Source organism: Vicinamibacterales bacterium, assembly GCA_035699745.1.
GTDB lineage: Bacteria > Acidobacteriota > Vicinamibacteria > Vicinamibacterales > 2-12-FULL-66-21 > JAICSD01.
This window is the reverse complement of the sequence record DASSPH010000069.1, coordinates 61,641-81,952: the sequence shown is the minus strand read 5'-3', so window position 1 is coordinate 81,952 and position 20,312 is coordinate 61,641. Positions and strand designations below refer to the sequence as shown.

General features: G+C 69.1%; 13 protein-coding genes. 10 read left to right on the top strand and 3 right to left on the bottom strand.

Annotated features, from left to right (window positions below; translation table 11 throughout):
* Positions 1–36 precede the first annotated feature (36 nt).
* Together VFK57_15815 and VFK57_15810 are read left to right on the top strand one after the other, a co-directional pair.
* On the top strand, positions 37–423 hold the full coding sequence (locus VFK57_15815; protein ID HET7697179.1) for a PadR family transcriptional regulator: 387 nt from the start codon (positions 37–39) through the stop codon (positions 421–423).
* Positions 420–3,122, top strand: a complete 2,703-nt coding sequence (locus VFK57_15810) for an ABC transporter permease (GenBank protein HET7697178.1) — start codon at positions 420–422, stop codon at positions 3,120–3,122. The genes VFK57_15815 and VFK57_15810 overlap by 4 nt, the downstream gene beginning before the upstream one ends.
* A 6-nt stretch (positions 3,123–3,128) precedes the next feature.
* On the opposite strand, the gene VFK57_15805 is transcribed toward VFK57_15810, so the two are convergent.
* Positions 3,129–4,661, bottom strand: a complete 1,533-nt coding sequence (locus tag VFK57_15805) for an AAA family ATPase (GenBank protein ID HET7697177.1) — start codon at positions 4,659–4,661, stop codon at positions 3,129–3,131.
* A 116-nt stretch (positions 4,662–4,777) separates the two neighbouring features.
* On the opposite strand from VFK57_15805, the gene VFK57_15800 reads away from it, so the two are divergent.
* The 8 genes from VFK57_15800 to VFK57_15765 all read left to right on the top strand — a co-directional run bounded on the left by VFK57_15800 (position 4,778) and on the right by VFK57_15765 (position 15,514).
* Positions 4,778–5,680: a HAMP domain-containing sensor histidine kinase gene (locus VFK57_15800; protein ID HET7697176.1), complete on the top strand. Its 903-nt coding sequence runs from the start codon at positions 4,778–4,780 to the stop codon at positions 5,678–5,680.
* A complete protein-coding gene (locus VFK57_15795) occupies positions 5,677–6,408 on the top strand; it encodes a response regulator transcription factor (GenBank protein HET7697175.1) in 732 nt (243 codons plus the stop codon). The genes VFK57_15800 and VFK57_15795 overlap by 4 nt, the downstream gene beginning before the upstream one ends.
* Entirely contained in the window at positions 6,405–8,582 is a 2,178-nt protein-coding gene (locus tag VFK57_15790) for a TonB-dependent receptor (protein HET7697174.1), read from the top strand. The genes VFK57_15795 and VFK57_15790 overlap by 4 nt, the downstream gene beginning before the upstream one ends.
* 1 nt (position 8,583) lies before the next feature.
* Complete coding sequence (locus VFK57_15785; GenBank protein HET7697173.1) at positions 8,584–9,567, top strand: SUMF1/EgtB/PvdO family nonheme iron enzyme; 984 nt, start codon at positions 8,584–8,586, stop codon at positions 9,565–9,567.
* Between the two features lie 17 nt (positions 9,568–9,584).
* Positions 9,585–10,865, top strand: coding sequence for a Gfo/Idh/MocA family oxidoreductase (locus VFK57_15780; protein HET7697172.1), 1,281 nt, complete (start codon positions 9,585–9,587; stop codon positions 10,863–10,865).
* Between the two features lie 90 nt (positions 10,866–10,955).
* Positions 10,956–12,014: an FAD:protein FMN transferase gene (locus VFK57_15775; protein ID HET7697171.1), complete on the top strand. Its 1,059-nt coding sequence runs from the start codon at positions 10,956–10,958 to the stop codon at positions 12,012–12,014.
* Positions 12,015–12,062: 48 nt separating this feature from the next.
* Positions 12,063–12,800 carry a glucosamine-6-phosphate deaminase gene (locus tag VFK57_15770; protein ID HET7697170.1) on the top strand — a complete coding sequence of 246 codons (738 nt, stop codon included), beginning with the start codon at positions 12,063–12,065 and terminating at the stop codon, positions 12,798–12,800.
* Entirely contained in the window at positions 12,797–15,514 is a 2,718-nt protein-coding gene (locus VFK57_15765) for a UPF0182 family protein (protein ID HET7697169.1), read from the top strand. Before VFK57_15770 ends, VFK57_15765 begins: the two co-directional genes overlap by 4 nt.
* A 38-nt stretch (positions 15,515–15,552) precedes the next feature.
* On the opposite strand, the gene VFK57_15760 is transcribed toward VFK57_15765, so the two are convergent.
* Complete coding sequence (locus tag VFK57_15760) at positions 15,553–16,734, bottom strand: dicarboxylate/amino acid:cation symporter (protein HET7697168.1); 1,182 nt, start codon at positions 16,732–16,734, stop codon at positions 15,553–15,555.
* 154 nt (positions 16,735–16,888) lie between these two features.
* On the bottom strand, positions 16,889–20,179 hold the full coding sequence (locus VFK57_15755) for a carboxypeptidase regulatory-like domain-containing protein (protein HET7697167.1): 3,291 nt from the start codon (positions 20,177–20,179) through the stop codon (positions 16,889–16,891).
* Positions 20,180–20,312 lie beyond the last annotated feature (133 nt).

Genomic DNA, 20,312 nt, shown 5'->3' with positions numbered 1-20,312 from the left:
CGCGCTCCGCGTATACTTCTCCTGCTACTCCCCTAGATGGGAATAGGGAAGGCCATTCATCCGATGTTCTCCAGAGACGCCGCGGTGCTCCAGGGCACCATCGAACTGCTCGTCCTCAAGCGCCTGTCCCAGGGGCCGATGCACGGCTACGGCATCGCCAGCTGGATCGAAACCGCGACCGACGATGTGCTGAGGGTCGAAGAGGGATCGTTGTACCCCGCGCTCTATCGCATGGTGCAGAAGCGATGGATCAAGGGAGAGTGGGGGATTTCCGAGCACAATCGCCGCGCGAAGTTCTATCGGCTCACGCCGGCGGGCGAGCGTGAATTCGAGCAGCAGGCGAGCGGCTGGCTGCGTCTCTCCCACGCCGTCAGCCGCGCGGTGACCACCGGCGAGCTGCCGTCCTCGCGGGGGCGCCGATGAAGCGGCCGCGTGAGTGGCGCCCGTGGCGCTGGGCGGTCCGTCCGAACCCGGGCGAAGAGCTGGACGAGGAGCTTCGCTTTCACCTGGATCAGCGCACGCGCGACTACGTCGATCGCGGACTGAGCCCGGAGTCCGCGCGCAAGGCGGCGGCACAGCGGTTCGGCGACGCCGCGCGCGTGCGCGACGCGTGCGCGCCGATGATCGCGGCCGAGCACGCCACCGAGGCGCGGCGCACTTTCTGGCGGGTCTCGTGGCTCGACGTCAAGCTCGGACTGCGCATGTTCGTCAAGTACCCCGGCCTGTCCCTGGTGTCGGTGATCGGCATGTCGGTGGCGATCGCGATCGGCGCCGGTTACTTCACCGTCCTCGGCACCTGGCTCGACTCGTCGCTCCCGCTGCCGGAAGGGGAGCGGATCGTGTCGATCCGCAAGGTTGGCGGCGGCGGTATGGACAACGCGTCCGGCGCCGAGTTCCTGCAGTGGCGCGATGAGCTGAAGACCGTCCGCGATCTCGGGACCTTCCGCGACCAGCGGCGCAACCTGGCGGCGGATGGACGCATCGACGTGGTCGAGGTCGCCGCGATGACCGCCTCCGGCTTCCGTGTCGCGCGCATCGCGCCCGTGATGGGGCGGGTGCTGACCGACGAAGACGAGCGTCCCGGGGCGCCGCCGGTCGTGGTCGTCGGCTTCGAGGAGTGGCAGCGCCGCTTCGGCAGCGATCCGCGGATCCTGGAGCGGACGCTTCGACTGGACGACACGGTCTACGCGATCGTCGGGGTGATGCCGCAGGGTTTCGGCTTTCCGATCAATCACAAGTACTGGGTCCCGCTCTACGTGTCCCCCGACATCGGCAGCGATCGTCTGTTCGTCTTCGGCCGGCTGGCCGACGGCTTCTCGATGAAGGACGCGCGGGCGGAAGTGACCGCGGTCGGCGATCGCATGGCCGCCGCGCTGCCCGGGGGGCGGAGCGAACGCCGGCCGCGCGTCATCGGCTACACCCACGCCTTCATCGGGATTCAGGGGCCGGAAATGGAACTGGCGATGCGCGCGTTCCAGTTCGGGCTCAGCGTGCTGCTGCTGATCGTCGCAATCAACGTCGCGGTGCTGGTCTACGCGCGCACGGCGACGCGCCTGGGCGAGATCGCGGTGCGCACCGCGCTTGGCGCCAGCCGCTCCCGAGTGGTGGTGCAGTTGTTCGTCGAAGCGCTGGTCCCCTCGGTAGCCGCAGCAGTCATCGGCCTGGCGATCGCCAAGGTGGCGATAGGCAGGATCCTCGATGCCGTCGGCAGCGAAGGCGACGGCGCCAGCCGTCTCCTCGTCCTGATGGACTTCTCGTTGACGCCCGCGGTCATCCTGTACGTCACCGGGCTCGCCCTCCTCGCCGCCGTCATCGCCGGCGTGATTCCGGCGCTCAAGGCGACGGGGTCGCGCGTGCAGCGCGGCCTGCAGTATTTCGGGACGCGGGCCGCGGGTGCGCAGCTCGGGCCGATGTGGACGGCGATGATCGTCCTGCAGGTCACGGCCGCGGTGGCGCTCCTGCCGCCGGCGCTGTACAACGGCGCGCAGATCTTCAGCCAGGCGGCCAAGCGCCCGGCGGTCGGCGCCAATGGGCTCGTCCGCGCGTCGATCGGCTTCTCGCGTGAAGGGCGCGCCGGCGGCGTCGATGCGCGGCTTCCGGAGCTGACGACCGCGCTCGCCCAGCGTCTCGAGGCGGATCCGGAGATCGCGGCCGTCACCTTCACCGACAGCTTTCCCGGCGAGGAGGGCTTCGCATCGTTCGAGGTGGAAGACGCGGCAACGGCGACCGCGGCGGTGTCGACCGCGAAAGGTCCCGTCGTGCCGGCCCGCCGGAGTGAAGTCGCAATCAATCTCTTCGACGTCTTTGAGATCCCGGTCATCGCCGGCCGCGGATTCAGTCCCGCCGACGCGCGTCCCGAACCCACGGTCGTCATCGTCGACGACACCTTTGTGCAGAAGGTTGGCGGTAGCGTCCTCGGGCGGCGGATACGGTACCGCGCCTCCTACGAAGGGGACGTCACGAACAGTCCGTGGTACGAGATCGTCGGCGTGGTCCCGGCATTCTCCACCGACTTCACCCCGAGCGGACCGGGCGCGCCGTCCCCGGCGCCGCGCGTGTTCCACCCCGGCCGCCCCGGCGCGAGGCGCGTCTCGACGATGATCGTCCGGCTCAGTGGCAGTCCTGCGCCACAGCTGACGCCGAGGCTGCGGCAGATCGCGGCGACCGTGCACCCCGCCCTCGGCCTGGAAACGGTCGAGGGCGTCGTCGAGACGTGGAACAACGGCCAGAAGTTCATGCGGCTGATCGCCACCGCGATCATCATCGTGATGACCAGCGTGCTGCTGCTGTCGGCCGCGGGGATCTACGCGATGATGTCGTTCACCGTCGCGCGGCGGCGCCGCGAAATCGGCATCCGCGCCGCGCTCGGCGCCGATGCGCGCCGCATCCTCGCCGGCATCTTCCGCCGTGCCGCGGGGCAGCTTGCTGCGGGCGTCGCCCTGGGCGTGACGCTGGCGGCGGCGCTCGATTGGCTCGGCGGCGGGGCCCTCACCGGCGGCAAGACGCTGCTCCTGCTGCCCGGTGTCGTGGCGGTGATGACGCTCGTGGGCCTGCTTGCCGCGGTGGCGCCGGCGCGCCGCGGGCTCGCGGTGCAGCCGGTGGAGGCGCTGCGCGAGGAATAGCGCGGGCTACACCATCCTCACGTCGCCGCTCGCCGCTTCTTCCGACACGGCTTCGCCGCCGAGCAGCCTCGCGTTCAGCGTCCCGCCGGAGAACAGCATCTCGTGCAACGCCGCTTCCACGGTCGCGCTGCTCACGGCTCCCTTCGCGTCGGCGTCGAGGTGATGCTGCGCCACGCGCCGGAGCAGTTCCTTGATGAACGCCGGACTCGCGCCGTCGGTCCGGCGGGCCACATCGTCCATCAGTTCCGGGGACAGCGTCAGCGTTCTCGCATACAGCGCGGCCAGCCGGCGGCGCAGACGCTCATCCGGGAGGGGGAACTCGATCGCCTGGTCGATCCGGCCCGGGCGGCTCGCGAGCGCGGGCTCCAGCGTATCGGGCCGGTTCGTCGTCAGGACGAAAAACACGTCGGCGCGCTCGCGAAGGCCGTCGAGTTCGTTGAGGAGGCGATTGAGCATCACTTCGTCGCACGCGCTGGCGCGTTCGGAGCGATCGCGCGCGATCAGGTCGGCGTCCTCGATCACGACCAGCGCGGGCTGAAGCAGACGCGCCAGCGCCATGTACTCGGGCAGGATGCCCATCTCCTCCGCCGTGATCAGCAATGTCGTGTGGCCGGGAAGCTTGCCGGCGAGGTAGCGAATGCAGTGCGTCTTGCCGGTGCCCGGAGCGCCGTGGAACAGCAGCCCCTTCTGCGTCGACAGCCCCATGGCGCGGAGCGCCGGCCGCTGTTCGGCGAACCGCAGCACGTTGCGCTCGACCGCGCGCAGCGTCGCGTCGGGGAGGATCACCTCGTCGCGCTCGACCGGTTCGAGCTGGTGCACCCTGATCCGCGCCGCGTGGCCGGTCCAGTGCGGACTGGTCTCCAGCGAGAGCACGCGCCCCCGGTAGCACGATCCGCGTGAGAGCTGCCGCTCCAGCGCGTCGAACAGGCGCGACGCCACCTCCGCGCCGAAGTCGCCGGGCGGTGCCGCCACCTCGAGATTCAGGTAGCTGCCGCCGTGCCCGTAGTCGGTATGCTGCGAGAGCACGATTGCATACGGACCGCGATCGTCCCGCAGCAGCCACAGCCCATTCTTCAGGCAGCGGCGGGTTTCGCCGCCGCCGACATCGATGTCTTCGAACTGCGCCGGGGCGACTTCGACCGCACCGTGGCTCTGTTCCAGCAGCTTGGCGAAATCGGTGACCTCATGGCGGTATTGCGCCCTGATGCCGACGAAGTTCCGAGGAAGGATCCGCTCGCCGAACAGCTCGTCGAGCGCCGCCTGGAGATCCGCCTGCTGGCGCAGGGGATACGAGCGCGACGTGGCGAGCAGCTCCTGCGGCCGGAGCGGCGCGAAGTGCCGGGCGAGCCGCTGAAACGCATAGCCCTCCCGCCGCTCCTCCCGAACGGGCCCGGCCGCCGCCGGCTGCAGCAGCGTCGAGCAGGCCGCGACGCACTCGTTGCAGATGAACCCGGAGTCGCCGGCAATGATGTGTTCGACGTTTTCCGCGGTCTTATGACAAAACTGACACCGGCCCTGGGACACGAACTGCTGCGCCATCGATGCCTGCCTCTCTGTGTGCCCCTCCCGGAGCAATCCGGCTGCCGTGCGCCCCCGGCACCCCGCCCCGGCACCCGCCCCCCGGCACCCCGCGAAGCGGTATCCTGAAGGAGCGGATGATTTCCGGCCGGAAACGCAAGGCAATCACCTTCACCGTCCTCGGCATCTGCCTGGTGGCCGCGGCGGTGACGCTGAACGTCAGCTGGCTCGTGCTGAACTGGCGCGAGGGGATGCTGATCGTGTTCGGCTCGATCTTCTTCCTCGTCATCATCGCCGGCGTCGTCATCAACACCATCTTCCTCGTCCGCGAGATCCGGCGGAACGAGCAGCACGACTCCTTCATCAACGCCGTCACCCACGAACTCAAGACGCCGATCGCGTCGATCCGGCTGTACCTGGAGACGCTGCAGTCGCGCGAGCTGGACGAAGCGAAGCGCCGCGAGTTCTACCGCATCATGCTCGAGGACAGCGATCGGCTGCTGCACACCATCGACCAGGTGCTGCGGGCCGGCGCGATGGGGTCCATCCTGCGCCGGGGCGCGAAGGTGCGCCTCGATCTCGGGGAGATCGCGCGGGAGTGCGTCGAGCTGGCGCGCACGCGGTTTCATCTCGGACCGGAGGCGCTCGAGTACGTCGCGCACTCGCCGCACGCCATCGTGCTCGGCGACGCCGAGGAGCTGAAGGCCGCGGTGTGGAACCTCATCGACAACGCGGTCAAGTATTCGCAGGGGGATCCGAGGATTCTCGTCGAGCTCGAAGAGGTGCACAACAACCGCGTCGCCGTGCGCGTGACGGACCACGGCGTCGGGATTTCCCCGGCCGAACTGAAACGTATCTTCAAGCGCTTCTACCGCATTCCCGCCAGCGTCGCGGTCCGCGCCAAGGGCAGCGGGCTCGGCCTGTTCATCGTCCGGTCGGTCGCGCGGAAACACGGCGGACGCGCCTATGCGCAGAGCGCGGGACACGGACACGGCAGCACCTTCACGCTGCTGCTGCCCGCGGCGCCGGCATCCGCGTGACCATCCACACCCCGCCGCGCGTGCTGATCGTCGAGGACGAGCACCACCTCGCCGAGGGGCTGCGCTTCAACCTGGAGGCGGAAGGCTTCCACGCCGAAGTCGTCGACGACGGCGAGCGCGCGCTGGCACGCCTGTCGGATCCCGACGACCCGTTCGACCTGGTGGTGCTCGACGTCATGCTGCCGGGGCGCGACGGCTTTGCCGTCGCCACCGAGCTCAGGCAGAAACGGAACTTCGTCCCCATCCTGATGCTCACCGCCCGCGGCCGGCCTGAGGACGTCTTGAAGGGATTCGCCGCCGGCGCCGACGACTACCTGGCCAAGCCGGCGGAGCTGGCGATCCTGCTCGCCCGCGTCGGCGGCCTGCTCCGGCGGAGCGCCTGGAATCGCGATGACACGCGCGCCGAGCCCAGGCAGGACCGCTACACGTTCAGCGGCAAGACGATAGACTTTGATACCCTCGAACTCGCGGTAGGGGACCGCGTGCTGCAGTTGACGCTGATGGAGGCGAACCTGCTCCGCTACCTCGTCGAGCATGAGGGCAGGGTCGTCTCGAGAAAGACTATGCTGGAACAGGTCTGGGGTCTCCACGAGGACACCGACACCCGCGCGATCGACAACTTCATCGTGCGGCTTCGTCGATATATCGAAAAGGAGCCCGGCCGCCCGCGGCACCTGCTGACGGTGCGCGGCGTGGGCTACCGCTTCATCGCCAACCCCGACGCATGATCGCGATCCTGCTCGTCCTCGCGCTCGCGCAGTCGCCCCCCGCCGCGGAGACGATCGCCGGCGTCGTGGTCGACGCCTCCGGGGCGTCGGTGCCCGGCGCCGCCGTCACGCTGACGCGCGGCGGCGCCACCCGCACGGTCACCACCGCCGCCGACGGCTCGTGGTCGGCGGACCCGCCGGCGGGTTCGGGAAGCGTCGAAATACGTGTCAGCGCCCTGGGCTTTGCCCCCGCCGTGCAGGTGGTGACGCTGCCCGCCCCGGGCTCCATCCGCTTTCAGCTCCGGCCGGCGGCGATTGCCGAAGCCATCAGCGTCACCGCCGATACGGCCACGGCCCGGCTCGCGATCGAGAGCAGCGTCACCTCGCTCGACCGCGCCACCATCGCGACGGCGCCGGCGCTGCGCCTCGACGATCAGCTGCGGTCCGTGCCGGGCTTCAGTCTCTTCCGCCGGACGTCGTCAGCGGTTGCCAACCCGACGACCCAGGGCGTGACGCTGCGAGGGCTGTCCGCGTCGGGCGCCAGCCGCACTCTCGTCATCGCGGACGACGTCCCGCTGAACGATCCGTTCGGCATGTGGGTGTACTGGGATCGCATTCCCGTCGCCGCCCTGCAGCGCGTCGACGTGCTGCGCGGCTCGTCGGGCGACGTGCACGGCAACGACGCGCTCGGCGGGGTCATCCGCCTCACGACGCGGACATCGCGCGGCGCGGAAGCCTGGCTCGATGCGGGATCGTCGGGAACCGGACGCGCCTCGGGATACGCCGGCTTGTCGCGCGGCGCCTGGACCGGCGGCGCCGCGGCCGAGCGGCTGACGACGAACGGGTATCGCGTCGTCGCGCCCGAAGTGCGCGGGCCCGCGGACGTGCGCGCGGACTCCGACGCGAGTTCGGCATTCGGGTGGCTCGGCGGGACGCGGAACACGCTGCAGGCGACGGTGCGCGGCGGCTACTTCGAGGAGGATCGCGGCAACGGAACCCCGGCGCAGGTGAACGCGACGGTGACGCGGTGGACCGGCGCGACGGCGCACGGGTTCGCCGGCGGCGGGGTGTGGGAGGCCCGCGGCGACGTCAGCTCCACCGGGTACCGGCAGACGTTCTCCGCCGTGGCGGCCGGCCGTGCCACGGAGCGGCTCACCAGCCTCCAGTGGGTTGCGTCGTCCGGCGGCGGCGCCGCGGTCAGCTGGCTGCGCGAGACGGCACGGGCGCAGATGCTGTTCGCCGTCAACAGCCGCCGCGCGCGCGCCGACCTGGACGAAGCCGCCTTCTCGCTCGCCGGGGTGCTCGGGCCGGTGGTGCGGACGCGCGCGAAGCAGCTCGGCACCGGCGTCGTCGCACAGGGCAGGTTCGAGGTCTCACCGCGGATAGTGGTCGACGCCGGAGCCCGCGCCGATCACTGGCGGCTCGAGAAGCTGGACGACGCGAGCGGCGACAACACGCTGAACTTCTTCTCGCCGCGGGCCGGCGTCTCGTTTCACATCACTCCCGATCGCACCCTGCGCGTTGCCTGGCTCACCGGGTTCCGCACGCCGACGATGAACGAGCTGTATCGCGGGTTCCGCGTGGGCAGCACCAATACGCTGGCGAACGCCGCGCTGGAGCCGGAAACCTCCTGGGGGCCGGAAGTGGCGTTCACGGTGCGTCACGACCGCTGGACGGCGCGTGCCATCGGCTATGTGACGCGTCTCGACGGCGCGATCTACAACCGGACGATCTCCTCGACGCCGACCTTGATTACGCGCCAGCGCAGCAACGGCGACGCGCGTACGATCGGCTCGGAGCTGGAGCTGGAATGGCGGGCGACGAGCGCCGTCGCGCTGACCACGGCGTGGGCGATCAACGACGCCACGTTCACCTCGGGCGAGCTGGACGGACGGCGCGTGCCGCAGGTGCCGCGCGCAACCGGGTCGATCGGCGCGCGCGCGCAGGTCCGCGCCTTCACCGCCGCCGGCACCGTCCGCGTCATCGGCGCGCAGTTCGACGACGATCGCAACGAATTCCGCCTTGCGCGCGGAGCGCTCGTCGACGTGCGCGGCGGCTGGCGGCTGTCGCGCGGCCTCGAGCTGTTCGGCGCGATCGAGAACGCGCTCGACGAGGAGATCGACACCGGCCGCACGCCGATTCGCACCGTCGGAGCACCGCGCATCGGGCGCGCCGGCGCCATCATCAGGTTCTGACATGCTCGTACGAGTCGCCGCGGGACTCGTGGCAACCGCATCGTTGCTGGGCAGCGCGGCGCCGCAGGCGCCGGCCGGACACGAGAACTACAGCGAGCCGGTCCCCGGGACGAAGGTCCAGATCGACATGATCGCGATCCCGGGGGGGACCTTCACCATGGGCAGCCCGGACGCGGAGGCCGGACGCAGCGCGGATGAAGGGCCGGCGCACCAGGTGCGGATCGCGCCGCTCTGGATCGGGCGGACGGAAATCACCTGGGACCAGTACGATGCGTTCGCGTTCTCGGTCCCGGGGACGAGCCCGGGCGGGTCGCCGCCGCCGCCCGGCGGCGCCGACGCGGTGACGCGCCCTTCACCGCCGTACGGAGACGAGTCATTCGGCTTCGGCAAGGGGAATCAGCCGGCGATCAACGTGCAGTATCACGCCGCGATGGAATACTGCCGCTGGCTGTCGCTGAGGACCGGCAAGACCTATCGACTGGCGACGGAAGCGGAGTGGGAGTACGCGGCCCGCGCCGGCACGTCCACCGCGTATTCGTTCGGGAACGACGCGTCCAAGCTCGACCAGTTCGGGTGGCACGCCGGCAACTCCAGCGGGCGCCCGCATCCGGTGGCGCGGAAGGGGCCGAACCCGTGGGGATTGTTCGACATGCACGGCAACGTCGCCGAATGGGTGCTGGACCACTACGATCCGACGTTCTACGCGCAGGTGCCGGCGCGGGCGCCGGGCCCCGTGCTGCTGCCCACCCATCGGCGGTATTCCTACGTGGTCCGCGGCGGATCGTGGGATGATCCGGCGGCCAGGCTGCGAAGCGCGGCGCGGCGGGGGTCGAGCGAGGAATGGAACCGCCGCGATCCGCAGAGCCCGCAGAGCATCTGGTGGCACACCGACGCGACGTTCGTCGGCTTCCGCATCGCCCGCGCCGTCGAGGAGCAGGAGAACTTGAAGGGACTGCGCTCGGCCATCACCACGTCGAGCCGGTAGCGACTGAGGAGACGGTCATGAGTACAACACGTCGAGACTTCCTGAAGACGGCAACGACGGCGGCGCTGGGCGGCGCCGTGGTTCAGGGCACCGGCACCGGCGCCGTCTTCGCCGGCCAGCGCGCCGCCGGCAGCGACGCCATTCGCATCGGCCTGATCGGCTGCGGCGGCCGCGGCACCGGCGCCGTGGACGACGCGATCAGTTCGTCGCCCGGCGTGACGCTGGTGGCGATGGGAGACATGTTCCAGGATCGCTTGACCTCGAGCCGCGCCCAGCTGACGGAGAAGTTCGGCGCCAGGATCGACGTCGGCGACCGCGCGTTCACCGGCGTCGATGCGTACAAGCGGGTGATCGCGAGCGACGTCAACTACATCATCCTGGCGACGCCGCCCGGCTTCCGGCCGATTCACCTCACCGCGGCGATCGACGCAGGCAAGAACGTCTTCACCGAAAAGCCCGTCGCCGTGGACGGTCCCGGCATCCGGGCGGTGCTCGCCGCCTACGAGACCGCGAAGGCCAAAGGACTCGGCATCGCCGCCGGCACGCAGCGGCGGCATCAGACGGGCTACCTCGAGGCGATGAAACGGATCCAGGACGGCGCCGTCGGCCGGATCGTGTCGGCCCGGTGCTACTGGAACCAGGGCGGGCTGTGGAAGCGCGATCGCCAGCCGGACTGGACCGACGCCGAGTGGCAGATCCGCAACTGGCTCTATTTCACCTGGCTCTCCGGCGATCACATCGTCGAGCAGCACGTCCACAACATCGACGTGGTGAACTGGGCGATGGACGGCCATCCGGTGAGCGCGAACGGGATGGGCGGCCGGCAGGTGCGGACCGGTCCGGAGTACGGCCACATCTTCGATCACTTCGCGATCGACTACGAGTACGCCGGCGGCACGCCGCTGGCGAGCCAGTGCCGGCAGATTCAGGGCTGCGCCAACAACGTGACCGAGTCGCTCGTCGGCGAGCGGGGCACCGTCCGGCTCGACAACAGCGGCAAGTACTCGATCACCGGCCCGAAGGCGTGGACGTTCGCCGACAAGGACAACCGGCCCTACGTGCAGGAGCATACGGACTTCATCGCGGCGATCCGCGCCGGCAAGCCGTACAACGAACTGAAGACCGTCGCCGAGAGCACGCTGACGGCGATCATGGGCCGCATGTCGGCGTATACGGGGAAGGTCGTCACCTGGGACCAGGCGCTCAACTCGAAGGAGGAGTTGATGCCGCGCAACCTGACGCTCGGCCCGCTGCCGACGCCGCCGGTGGCGGTGCCGGGCCAGACGCAGCTGACGTAGGCCACGGATCACACGGACGGCACGGATCAGCAGGAGGCCACGGATTTCACGGATAGCACGGACAGCCGGTCCCCACGGGACGAGGTCGGAATGGGTATTGACCTCGAAGTGATCCGTGTCGTCCGTGTGATCCGTGGCCTCGGGGCGGTGGCGGTCGCGGCCCTGCTCGTGCTCGGCGGCTCGGCGGCGGCGGAGCAGCGGTTCGAGTTCAGCGCGCCGCACATGGGCACGCTGGTGCGGCTGGTGCTGTATGCCGCGGACGCGTCCGCCGCGGAGGCTGCGGCGGCGCGGGCCTTCGGCCGCATCGGCGCGCTGGACGAGACACTCAGCGATTATCGAGAGACGAGCGAGCTGAATCAGGTGTCGCGCCGCGCCGGCGCCGGCGCGGTCGAGGTGAGCGAGGACCTGTTCCGCGTGCTCGAGGCCGGGCAGCGTGTCGCGCGGGCCAGCGGCGGGGCGTTCGACGTGACGGCCGGTCCGCTGAGTCTGGTCTGGCGCGAGGCGCGGCGGCGGAAGACGCTGCCGGATCCCGCCCGGCTCGCCGCGGCGCGGGCGCTGGTCGGCAGCGCGAGGCTCGCACTGGATCATGCGCGCCGGACCGTCGGCCTCGGGCGCGAGGGCATGCAGCTCGACGCCGGCGGGATCGCCAAGGGGTTTGCCGCGGATGAAGCCGCGGCCGTCCTCCGCGCCTGCGGCATCCGCAGCGCGCTGGTCGCGGCCGGAGGAGACATCGTCGTGACGGACGCCCCGCCGGGAACGGCGGGCTGGCGGGTCGCCGTCGCGTCGATCGACGGGCCGAACGCGGCGCCGTCCGGATACCTGACGCTCCGCGATGCGGCGGTGTCGACGTCGGGAGACGCGGAGCAGTTCATGGTGGTTGACGGCGTGCGCTATTCGCATATCTTCGATCCGCGCACCGGCCGCGCGCTCCGCGGACGCAGCAGCGTGACCGTGGTGGCGCCGGACGGGATGACGTCCGACGCGCTGGCCACCGCGGCGTCCGTGCTGGGGGGAACGCGCGGCATCCGTCTCGTCGACGCGACGCCCCGGGCGGCGGCGCTGATCGTCGAGGCGCGGGAGGGCGATGGGATGCGGAGGTTCGAGTCGCGCCGGTGGCGCGCAGTCGGCGGCTTCGCCGCCTCGAGGTGACCGAGATGGGCCGGAATGTGTCGTTCTTGCGGGATCCGATCGCGCGCCGTGCTGCGAACGCACGATGACGCGGCGGCGCTCGCGATCGCGGCGTCGCGCGACGCCGCCGCGCGCATCCGCGAGGCGATCGTCACCCGGGGTCGCGCCCGCATCGTCGCCGCCACGGGCGCGTCGCAGATCGCCTTCCTCGACCGCCTGGTGCGCGAGCCCGGCATCGACTGGCTGCTCGTCGAGATGTTCCATCTCGACGAGTACGTCGGCCTGCCGATCGATCACCCCGCGAGCTTTCGCAAGTACCTGCTGGAACGTTTGATCCGGCCCGCCGGCATCGCCCGCTACCATCTGCTCGACGGCGAGCGCGATCCCGCGGAGGTCTGCCGGCATGTCGGCGCGCGGCTGCGCAAGGAAGCCGTCGACGTCGCGTTCGTCGGCATCGGCGAGAACGGCCATCTCGCGTTCAACGATCCGCCGGCGGATTTCGAGACCGAGGAGCCGTATCTGGTCGTGAAGCTCGACGAACGCTGCCGGCGGCAGCAGGTCGGCGAAGGCTGGTTCGCGCGCCTGGAAGACGTGCCGCAGACGGCGATCTCGATGTCGATCCGGCAGATCCTGCGCGCCAGAGGCATCGTCTGCGTGGTGCCGGACCGCCGGAAGGCGGAAGCGGTGCGGGAGGCGATCGAGGGGCCGGTCGATCCGATGGTGCCCGCGTCCATCCTGCAGCGGCATCCCCACGCGACGATTCACCTGGATCGCGAGTCCGCGTCGCTGCTCCGAAAGAGGTTATGAGACTGCGAACGTTTCCGCTCATCGCGGCGCTGCTGATCATCGGTACGATCGTTCCGGCGGCGGCGAGGTTCTACACCGACTGGCTGTGGTTCATCGAGCTCGGCTTCGAGTCGGTGTTTCTGCGCGCGCTCGGCGCGCAGGCGACGGTCGGAATCCTCTCGGGGGCGGTCGCGCTCGCCCTGCTCGCGGCGAACCTGCTGGTGGCGCTGCGCGCGCTGCGGCCGCGGCCATTCCGCGTCACCACGCCGAACGGGCCGCAGGTCGTGATGATGGATCCTTCCGGCATCCGTCCGATCGCGCTCGGCGCCGTCGTGCTGATCGCGCTGCTGATCGGCAACTACGCCGGCGACCGATGGGAGACCTGGCTGTACTTCCTCAACGCCACGCCGTTCGGCAGGACGGATCCGATTCTCGGCCGCGACATCGCCTTCTATCTCTTCACCCTCCCGGTGCTCGAGATGCTGCTGGGGATGGCGTACTTCGTTCTGTTCCTGATGGCGGTCGTCGCCGGCGCTGCATATGCGTTCGGCGAAGAGATCGGCTTCGGCGTGACGAGGCAGGTGTTCATCTCCGCCACCGCCGGCCGGCACCTCGGACTGCTGGCGGCGGCGGCGCTGCTCGCGCTCGCCTTCGGCGCCTGGCTGCAGATTCCGCAGATGATGGCGGTGCCGTCCGGGGTGGTGACCGGGCCCACCTACGCCGACGTGCACGCGCGGATCCCGGCTCTCTGGGCCCTCGCCGGCGCCGGCGCGATCGGCGCCGTGCTGGCGGCCGTGTTCGCGTTCCGCGGCGGGCGGCTCTGGCCGATTGGCGCGGCAGCGGCGCTGTACATCGCCGTGTCGCTCGCCGGCAGCGTCTATGCGGCGGTCATTCAGCGGTTCGTCGTCGCGCCCAACGAACAGGTCCGCGAGACCCCGTTCATCGTCCACAACATCCAGGCGACGCGCACCGCGTTCGGGCTCGAGGGCACGATCGAGCGGCCGCTCTCCGGCGAGGCGCGGCTGACCCGCGCCGACCTGGAGCGCAATGCCGCCACCATCGACAACGTGCCGCTCTGGAACGATCGGCCGCTGCTCGACACGTTCAGCCAGATCCAGGAGATCCGCACGTACTACGACTTCGTCGCCGTCGACAACGATCGCTACACCATCGACGGCAAGTACCGGCAGATCATGCTGTCGGCGCGCGAGCTCAACCCGCGGAGTCTGCCGAGCCGGACGTGGATCAACGAGCGCCTGACCTTCACCCACGGGTACGGACTCACGCTCGGGCCGGTCAACGAAGTGACCCGGGAAGGCCTGCCGGTGCTCTTCATCAAGGACCTTCCGCTGGCGACGACGGCCGGGCTCCAGGTGACGCAGCCGGCGATCTACTTCGGCGAGATGCCGAACGATCACGTGTTCGTCAAAACCAAGACGCAGGAGTTCGACTATCCGCGCGGCGAAGACAACGTCTTCGCCGACTACCGGGGCACCGGCGGCGTGCCGCTCTCGAACGTGTTCCGGCGCCTGATGTTCGCGATGCGGTTCCGCTCCACCGATACGTTCTTCTCCCCGAACCTGACCTCCGACAGCCGCGTGATGATGTACCGCAACATCGTCGAGCGCGTGCAGCGCATCGCGCCGTTTCTCACCTACGATCCGGACCCGTACCTGGCGATCTCCGGCGGCCGCCTGGTGTGGATGCAGGACGTCTACACGACCTCGCGCCGGTATCCGTATGCGACCGCGGCGGGGGGCGTGAACTACATCCGCAACTCCATCAAGGTGACGATCGATGCCTACGACGGCACCACGACCTTCCACGTCATCGATCCGGCCGATCCGATCGCGCAGACGGTCGGGAAGATCTTTCCGGACCTGCTGAAGCCGCTGTCCGCGATGCCGGAGGATCTGCGCACGCGGCTGCGCTACCCGCAGCAGATCTTCACGATGCAGGCGGCGATGTTCGCGACCTTCCACATGACCAGTCCGGCGGTGTTCTACAACCGCGAGGATCAGTGGGAGATCCCGGCGTTCGACGTCGGCGGCGAGCGCACGCCGATGCATCCCTACTACACGATCATGAAGCTGCCGGGGGAGAACGGCGCGGAGTACATCCAGATGCTGCCGTTCACGCCGCGCGGCAAGGACAACCTGGCGTCGTGGATGGTGGCGCGCAGCGACGGCGCCAACTACGGCAGGCTCGCGGTGTTCCAGTTCCCGAAGCAGACCGTGATCTTCGGCCCGCGCCAGGTCGCGGCCCGCATCAACCAGGATCAGGTCATCTCGCCGCAGATCACGCTGTGGAACCAGCAGGGGTCGGAAGTCATCCAGGGCACGCTGCTGGTGATTCCCATCGAAGAGTCGCTGATCTACGTGCGGCCGCTGTACCTCCGCGCCGCCGGCGGCCAGATCCCCGAGCTGAAACGCGTCATCGTCGCCTACCAGAACAACATCGTCATGGAGGAGACGCTCGACGCCGCGCTCGCGCGCATCTTCCCGCGCGGCGCGGGCGCGCCGCCGCCGGCCGTGACGGCGGCCGAGGGCCAGCCGCCGGCCGGTACGCCGGCGCAGACGCCGCCGGCGACGGCCACCGCCATCACGTCACTGGCGGAGCAGGCGCGGACCCACTACGAGCGCGCGATGCAGGCGCAGCGCGAGGGAAACTGGGCGCTCTACGGAGAGGAGATCAAGAAGCTCGGCGAGGTGCTCCGGCGCATGCGGGAGAAGTAGGATCCGCGGCGGCATCTCTCCCGGCCTCCGGCCGGACCTCAGCGGGAGGCGGTTCTATCCAGCAGCACGGCGACGAGCATGTCACTGATAACGTTCGTCATCGCCCGCGTGCGACCGATCAGCCAGTCGACCGTGAACAGCAGCGGCACGATCTCGACCGGCAGCCCCACGGTCGTGAGGACCAGCGAGAGCGAGATCAGCCCGGCGTCCGGAATGCCGGAGATCCCGACGCCGGCGACGATGCAGCCGAAAGCCGCGACGAGCTGCTGCCCGACGGTCAGATCGAGGCCGTGCACCTGCGCCACGAAGAGCACCGCCATCGCCTCGTAGAGCAGGATCCCGTCGTTGTTGAGATTGGTCCCGACACAGGCGGCGAGCCGCGCTGATTCGGGCGAGACCTTCATTCGATTCAGCGCGTTCAGCGTCACCGGCAGCGTGGCGAGGCTGCTGGCCGCCCCCATCGCGTACAGCACCGGATCGCGGGCGCCGCGCCAGAACTGGCGCAGCGGCATGCGCGCGACCAGGACGATCCAGGCCTGATAGGTGATGAAGACGTGCACGGCGAGGCCGAGCAGCGCGACGCCGACGTACACCGCCAGTCCCTTCAGCGGCGCGAAGCCCTGCTCGCCGATCGTCTTCGCGACGACGCCGAACACGGCGAACGGGATCAGGCGGATTACCCAGCCGAGCACGATCTCCGTGGCGCGGAACGCCGACGCGACGAAGTCCTCGACGGCGCGGTAGCGGGTCTGGCCGCGCGCGATCTGCTCGCGCTTGACCGCGCGCAGCGCCAGGCCGACCGCCACCGCGAGGAGGATGATGGTGATGACCAGGTTCTCGCGGAAGGGATCGACGAAGTTGCTGGGGATGTAGCCGCTGATCGTCTTGAGGAACTCGATCCGGCCCGGTGGCGCCGGCGTCGGGCCGGTGATCGCCGGCAGCGTCAGGTGGCGTCCCGGCTCGAGCCAGTTCGACAGACCGAGACCGATCAGCAGCGCGATGGCGGTGTTGATCGAGGTGATGCCGATCATCCGCCCTGCGGCGCGCCCGCCGATATCGGTTTCGAGGAACGCGTCGAGAATCGCGAAGAGCAGCAGCGGAACGGCGAACAGCTTGACCAGTTGGATGACGAGGGTGCCGATCTGCCCGAGGGGGGCGGCCTCGCGTCCGAGCCACAAGCCGGCAGCCATTCCGAGGAGGATGCCGGACAGTATCTGCACGTAAAACGGAATGCGGCGCGCTGACAACCCCGAGATAGTACATCGTGCGCGCCCGCCGAAGACAAGCAGACCGCCGTTGATCGGGCGATCTGGCGATCTGGCGATCGGGCGATCGACGATCGCCCGATCACCCGATCACCCGATCACCCGATGTCTAGAACTGCAGCCGCAGCGCGAGCTGGATGCGGCGCGCGCCCGGCGTGTTGGTGGCGCTCTCCGCATTGGCCGGCGTGAACCGCATGAAGTTGTTGGCGGTGACGGTGGTGACCGGTGCGCCCCAGTTCGTGTGGTTCAGGACGTTCACGGCTTCGATCCGGAACTCCGGCCGCACTCTGCCGACCTGGAACGTCTTGAACAGCGACAGATCCAGGTTCCAGACCGGAGGACGGCGGAAGCGGTTGCGGCCGCTGTTGCCGAAGCCCTGCACGCCAACGCCAGACGGCTGCGCGAAGATGTTCAGCGGGTAGTAGGGATCGCTCGACGAACCCACCTCGCCGGTCGGCTTCGGATCCTCGCTGACGTTCACGAAGATCGATCCGCAGCCCTGGCAGTTCAGCGCCGTGTTCGTGCCGCCGATGGAGAACGGCGTCCCCGAGTACGCGCCGAAGATGCCGTTCAGCTGCCAGCCGCCGAGCACGTTGCCCGCGACACCCTGGGCGTTGCGGAGCCACGGCAGCTCGTAGACGAAGCCCATCTGGAACACGTGCGTGCGGTCGAACCCGGCGAGCGCATAGTTCTGGTCGTACATCAGCGGCGTGTTCCAGGTGAGCCCGACCCAGCCGTCCTCGTCGGCCATGTTCCTCGAGCGGCTCAGGGTGTAGGCCCCCTTCAACAGCAGCCCGCCGCTGAACGGCCGGTTGATCGCGACCTGCAGGCCGTGGTACCGGCTCTTCGTCCGCGCCGCCCAGTCGTTGATCGCCGTCGTCCCCGCGACTGCGAAGTACTGGCGCGAGGCGTTGCCGCCGCCCGGCGTGCCGTAGTTGATGTTCAGATCGGCGTAGCCGCCGTCCGTACGCGTGCCGACATACGCGAACTCGGTCGCGATCTGCCACGGCCAGCGGTACTCGTAGGCGACGTTCCACTGCTGAATCACGCCGCGATCGACGTCATTCGGATTGGGCGAGCGGACGAACACCCCCTGCGGCAGCTTCACGCGGCCCGAGCTGAGATCGGGAACGACGACGGTCGGAATCCCCTGCGCCAGCGTTCCCACCCAGCCGAACTGCTCGGCGGACGCGTTCTGGGCGATGTCGAAGGGGAACGAGCCGCGCATCGGACGCGACCAGGGCAGCGGATTGATCGTCCGGCCGTAGCCGGCGCGCAGCACCTGGTTCTCCGACAGGCGGTACATCGTGCCGACGCGCGGCGCGAGATACCACGTCTTCAGATTGATCCCGACGTCGTCGGGCACGTCGCCCAGGCCGCCGAGCAGCATCGTGAACGTGTCGTAGTCCAGGCGCTCGATGCCGCGGTTGGCGCGGCGCATCAGCGGATAGTGCTCGACGCGCAGACCCGCCGCGACCGTCATCTTGCTGTTCACCGTCCAGCGATCCTGGAGGTACATCGCGGTCTGCCACTCGCGCCCCGTCATCTCCTCCGGCTGCACGTCCTTCGAGTACGACGAGGGCAGGCCGAGGAGGAAGCCGGCGAAGTTGTTCCAGCCGGGCGACGTGTAGCCCGGGATGCCGGTGGTCAGGTTGCTGAAGCCGAAGCCTCCCTTCAGTCCGTAGGTGCCGAACTCGGCCTGGCGATGGTTCAGCCGGTGGTGAACGACGTCCACGCCGACGCGGACATCGTGCTTGGGGAGCACCTTGGTGACCGCCGAGCTGAACGTGAAGCTCCGCTCCTTGCGGAACAGCGGCATCCAGTTGGGGGTGCTGCCGATCGTGTAGCCGTTCTCGAACGTCGGCAGTCCGCTGGCGCGGATGTCGTTCGTCTGGTTGACGCCCCGGATGCCGAGATCCAGGCCGTAGTTGGTGCCGTAGTCCGGCCCGGTGACGGTCTGGTTCTGGATGTTCGCGCCGAAGTTGCCGTCGAGCAGCAGCGTCGGGCTGAGCGTCCACGTGTGACCGGCGGTCGCGACGTAGACCTTGGTGTCGCCGAGACTGCCCTTGTCGAATCCGAGGATGAAGTTGTCGTTCACCGCCGCGTCGAGCAGCGAGAACTTGCCCCACAGCGCGTGACCGGTGTTCCGCTGGAAGGTGAGCTTGACATCGTAGTTGTCGCGGTCGATGCGGAAGGGCACCTGCCGGGTGAAGTCGTCGAAGATCTGGTTCGAGTTGAGGTCGCGCGACGGATCCGGCGCCGGGTAGTAGGACAGGATCTGGCGCGCAATCGGATCGATCAGGTTCGACGGAATGGTGAAGTTGGGGAATTCCGAGCGCCCCGTGCCGCCGGCGCCGCCGGTGAACGGGTTGTAGAGCCGGAAGGTCGGATACGCCGCGGCGACTTCGGTGAAATCCCCCTGCCGCATCTTCGCCGTCGGCACCGTGAGGTTCTGCCGCAGCTGCCGGCGTTCCGCGTAGCGCTCCACCGAGCCGAAGTAGAACAGGCGGTCCTTCATGACCGGGCCGCCGAGCGTGCCGCCGTAGGTGTTGCGCGACAGCGGATCCTTCGGCAGGTTGAACGCGTTGTTGTTGAAGGAGTTGGCGTTGAATTCCTCCTGGTTGCGGAAGAGGAACGCCGATCCCCTGAGCTTGTTGGTGCCCGACTTGGTGATGACCGTGGACGCCGCGCCCGCGGCCATCCCGTACTCCGCGTCGAAGGAGTTGGTCGACACGTTCACCGACTCGATCGTCTCGGCCGGCTGGATGTAGCCGACGTGGTGGGGCAGCCAGATGTTGACCGACACCGCACCGTCGATGCGCGTGGCGTTGGAGTTCGGCTGCGTGCCGTTGACCCACGTCCGCAGCGACTTGCCCGGGGTATCGATGGTCGCGTTCTGCTCCTGCACCGGCGTCGCGCCCGGCACGAGGTTCATCAGCGCCTGATAGTTGCGATACGTGTTGAGCGGCAGGTTGACGATCTCCTGCGGCCCCAGTTCCGTGTGCAGATCCGCCTTGTCGGTCTGCAACAGCAGCTGCTCGCTCTTGACCTGCACCACTTCGCTGAGCGCGCCGATCACGAGCTTGACGTTCACCCGGACCGGATTGCCCGCCGTCACGTTGACCCCGGTCTCCTTGTGTTCGCGGAAACCGGAGAGCGAGGCCGTGAGGTCGTACACGCCCGGCAGCAGATTGCGCAGCGTGTACGAGCCGGTTTCATCGGTCACCGCCTCCGACTTCGCGCCCGTGCCGGTGTTCGTCGCGACGACGGTGACCCCTGGTACGAACGACCCCTGCGGATCCGAGATCGTTCCGACGATGCTTCCATACAGAACTTGCCCATTCGCGAGACCGCCTGCGACCAGCAGTGCGATCACGACGCCTAAAAAGAGCTTCCTCATGACGCCTCCCCTCCCCGTTCACTAGGCAGCCTGGCTGCCGAACCACCCGCAGTACCGGTGATGCATCGGTACTTCGGGGGCGGCGCAGGGCACTGCGAATATCCCCGACTCTTCTCCGCGTCTGGCGAGGGGT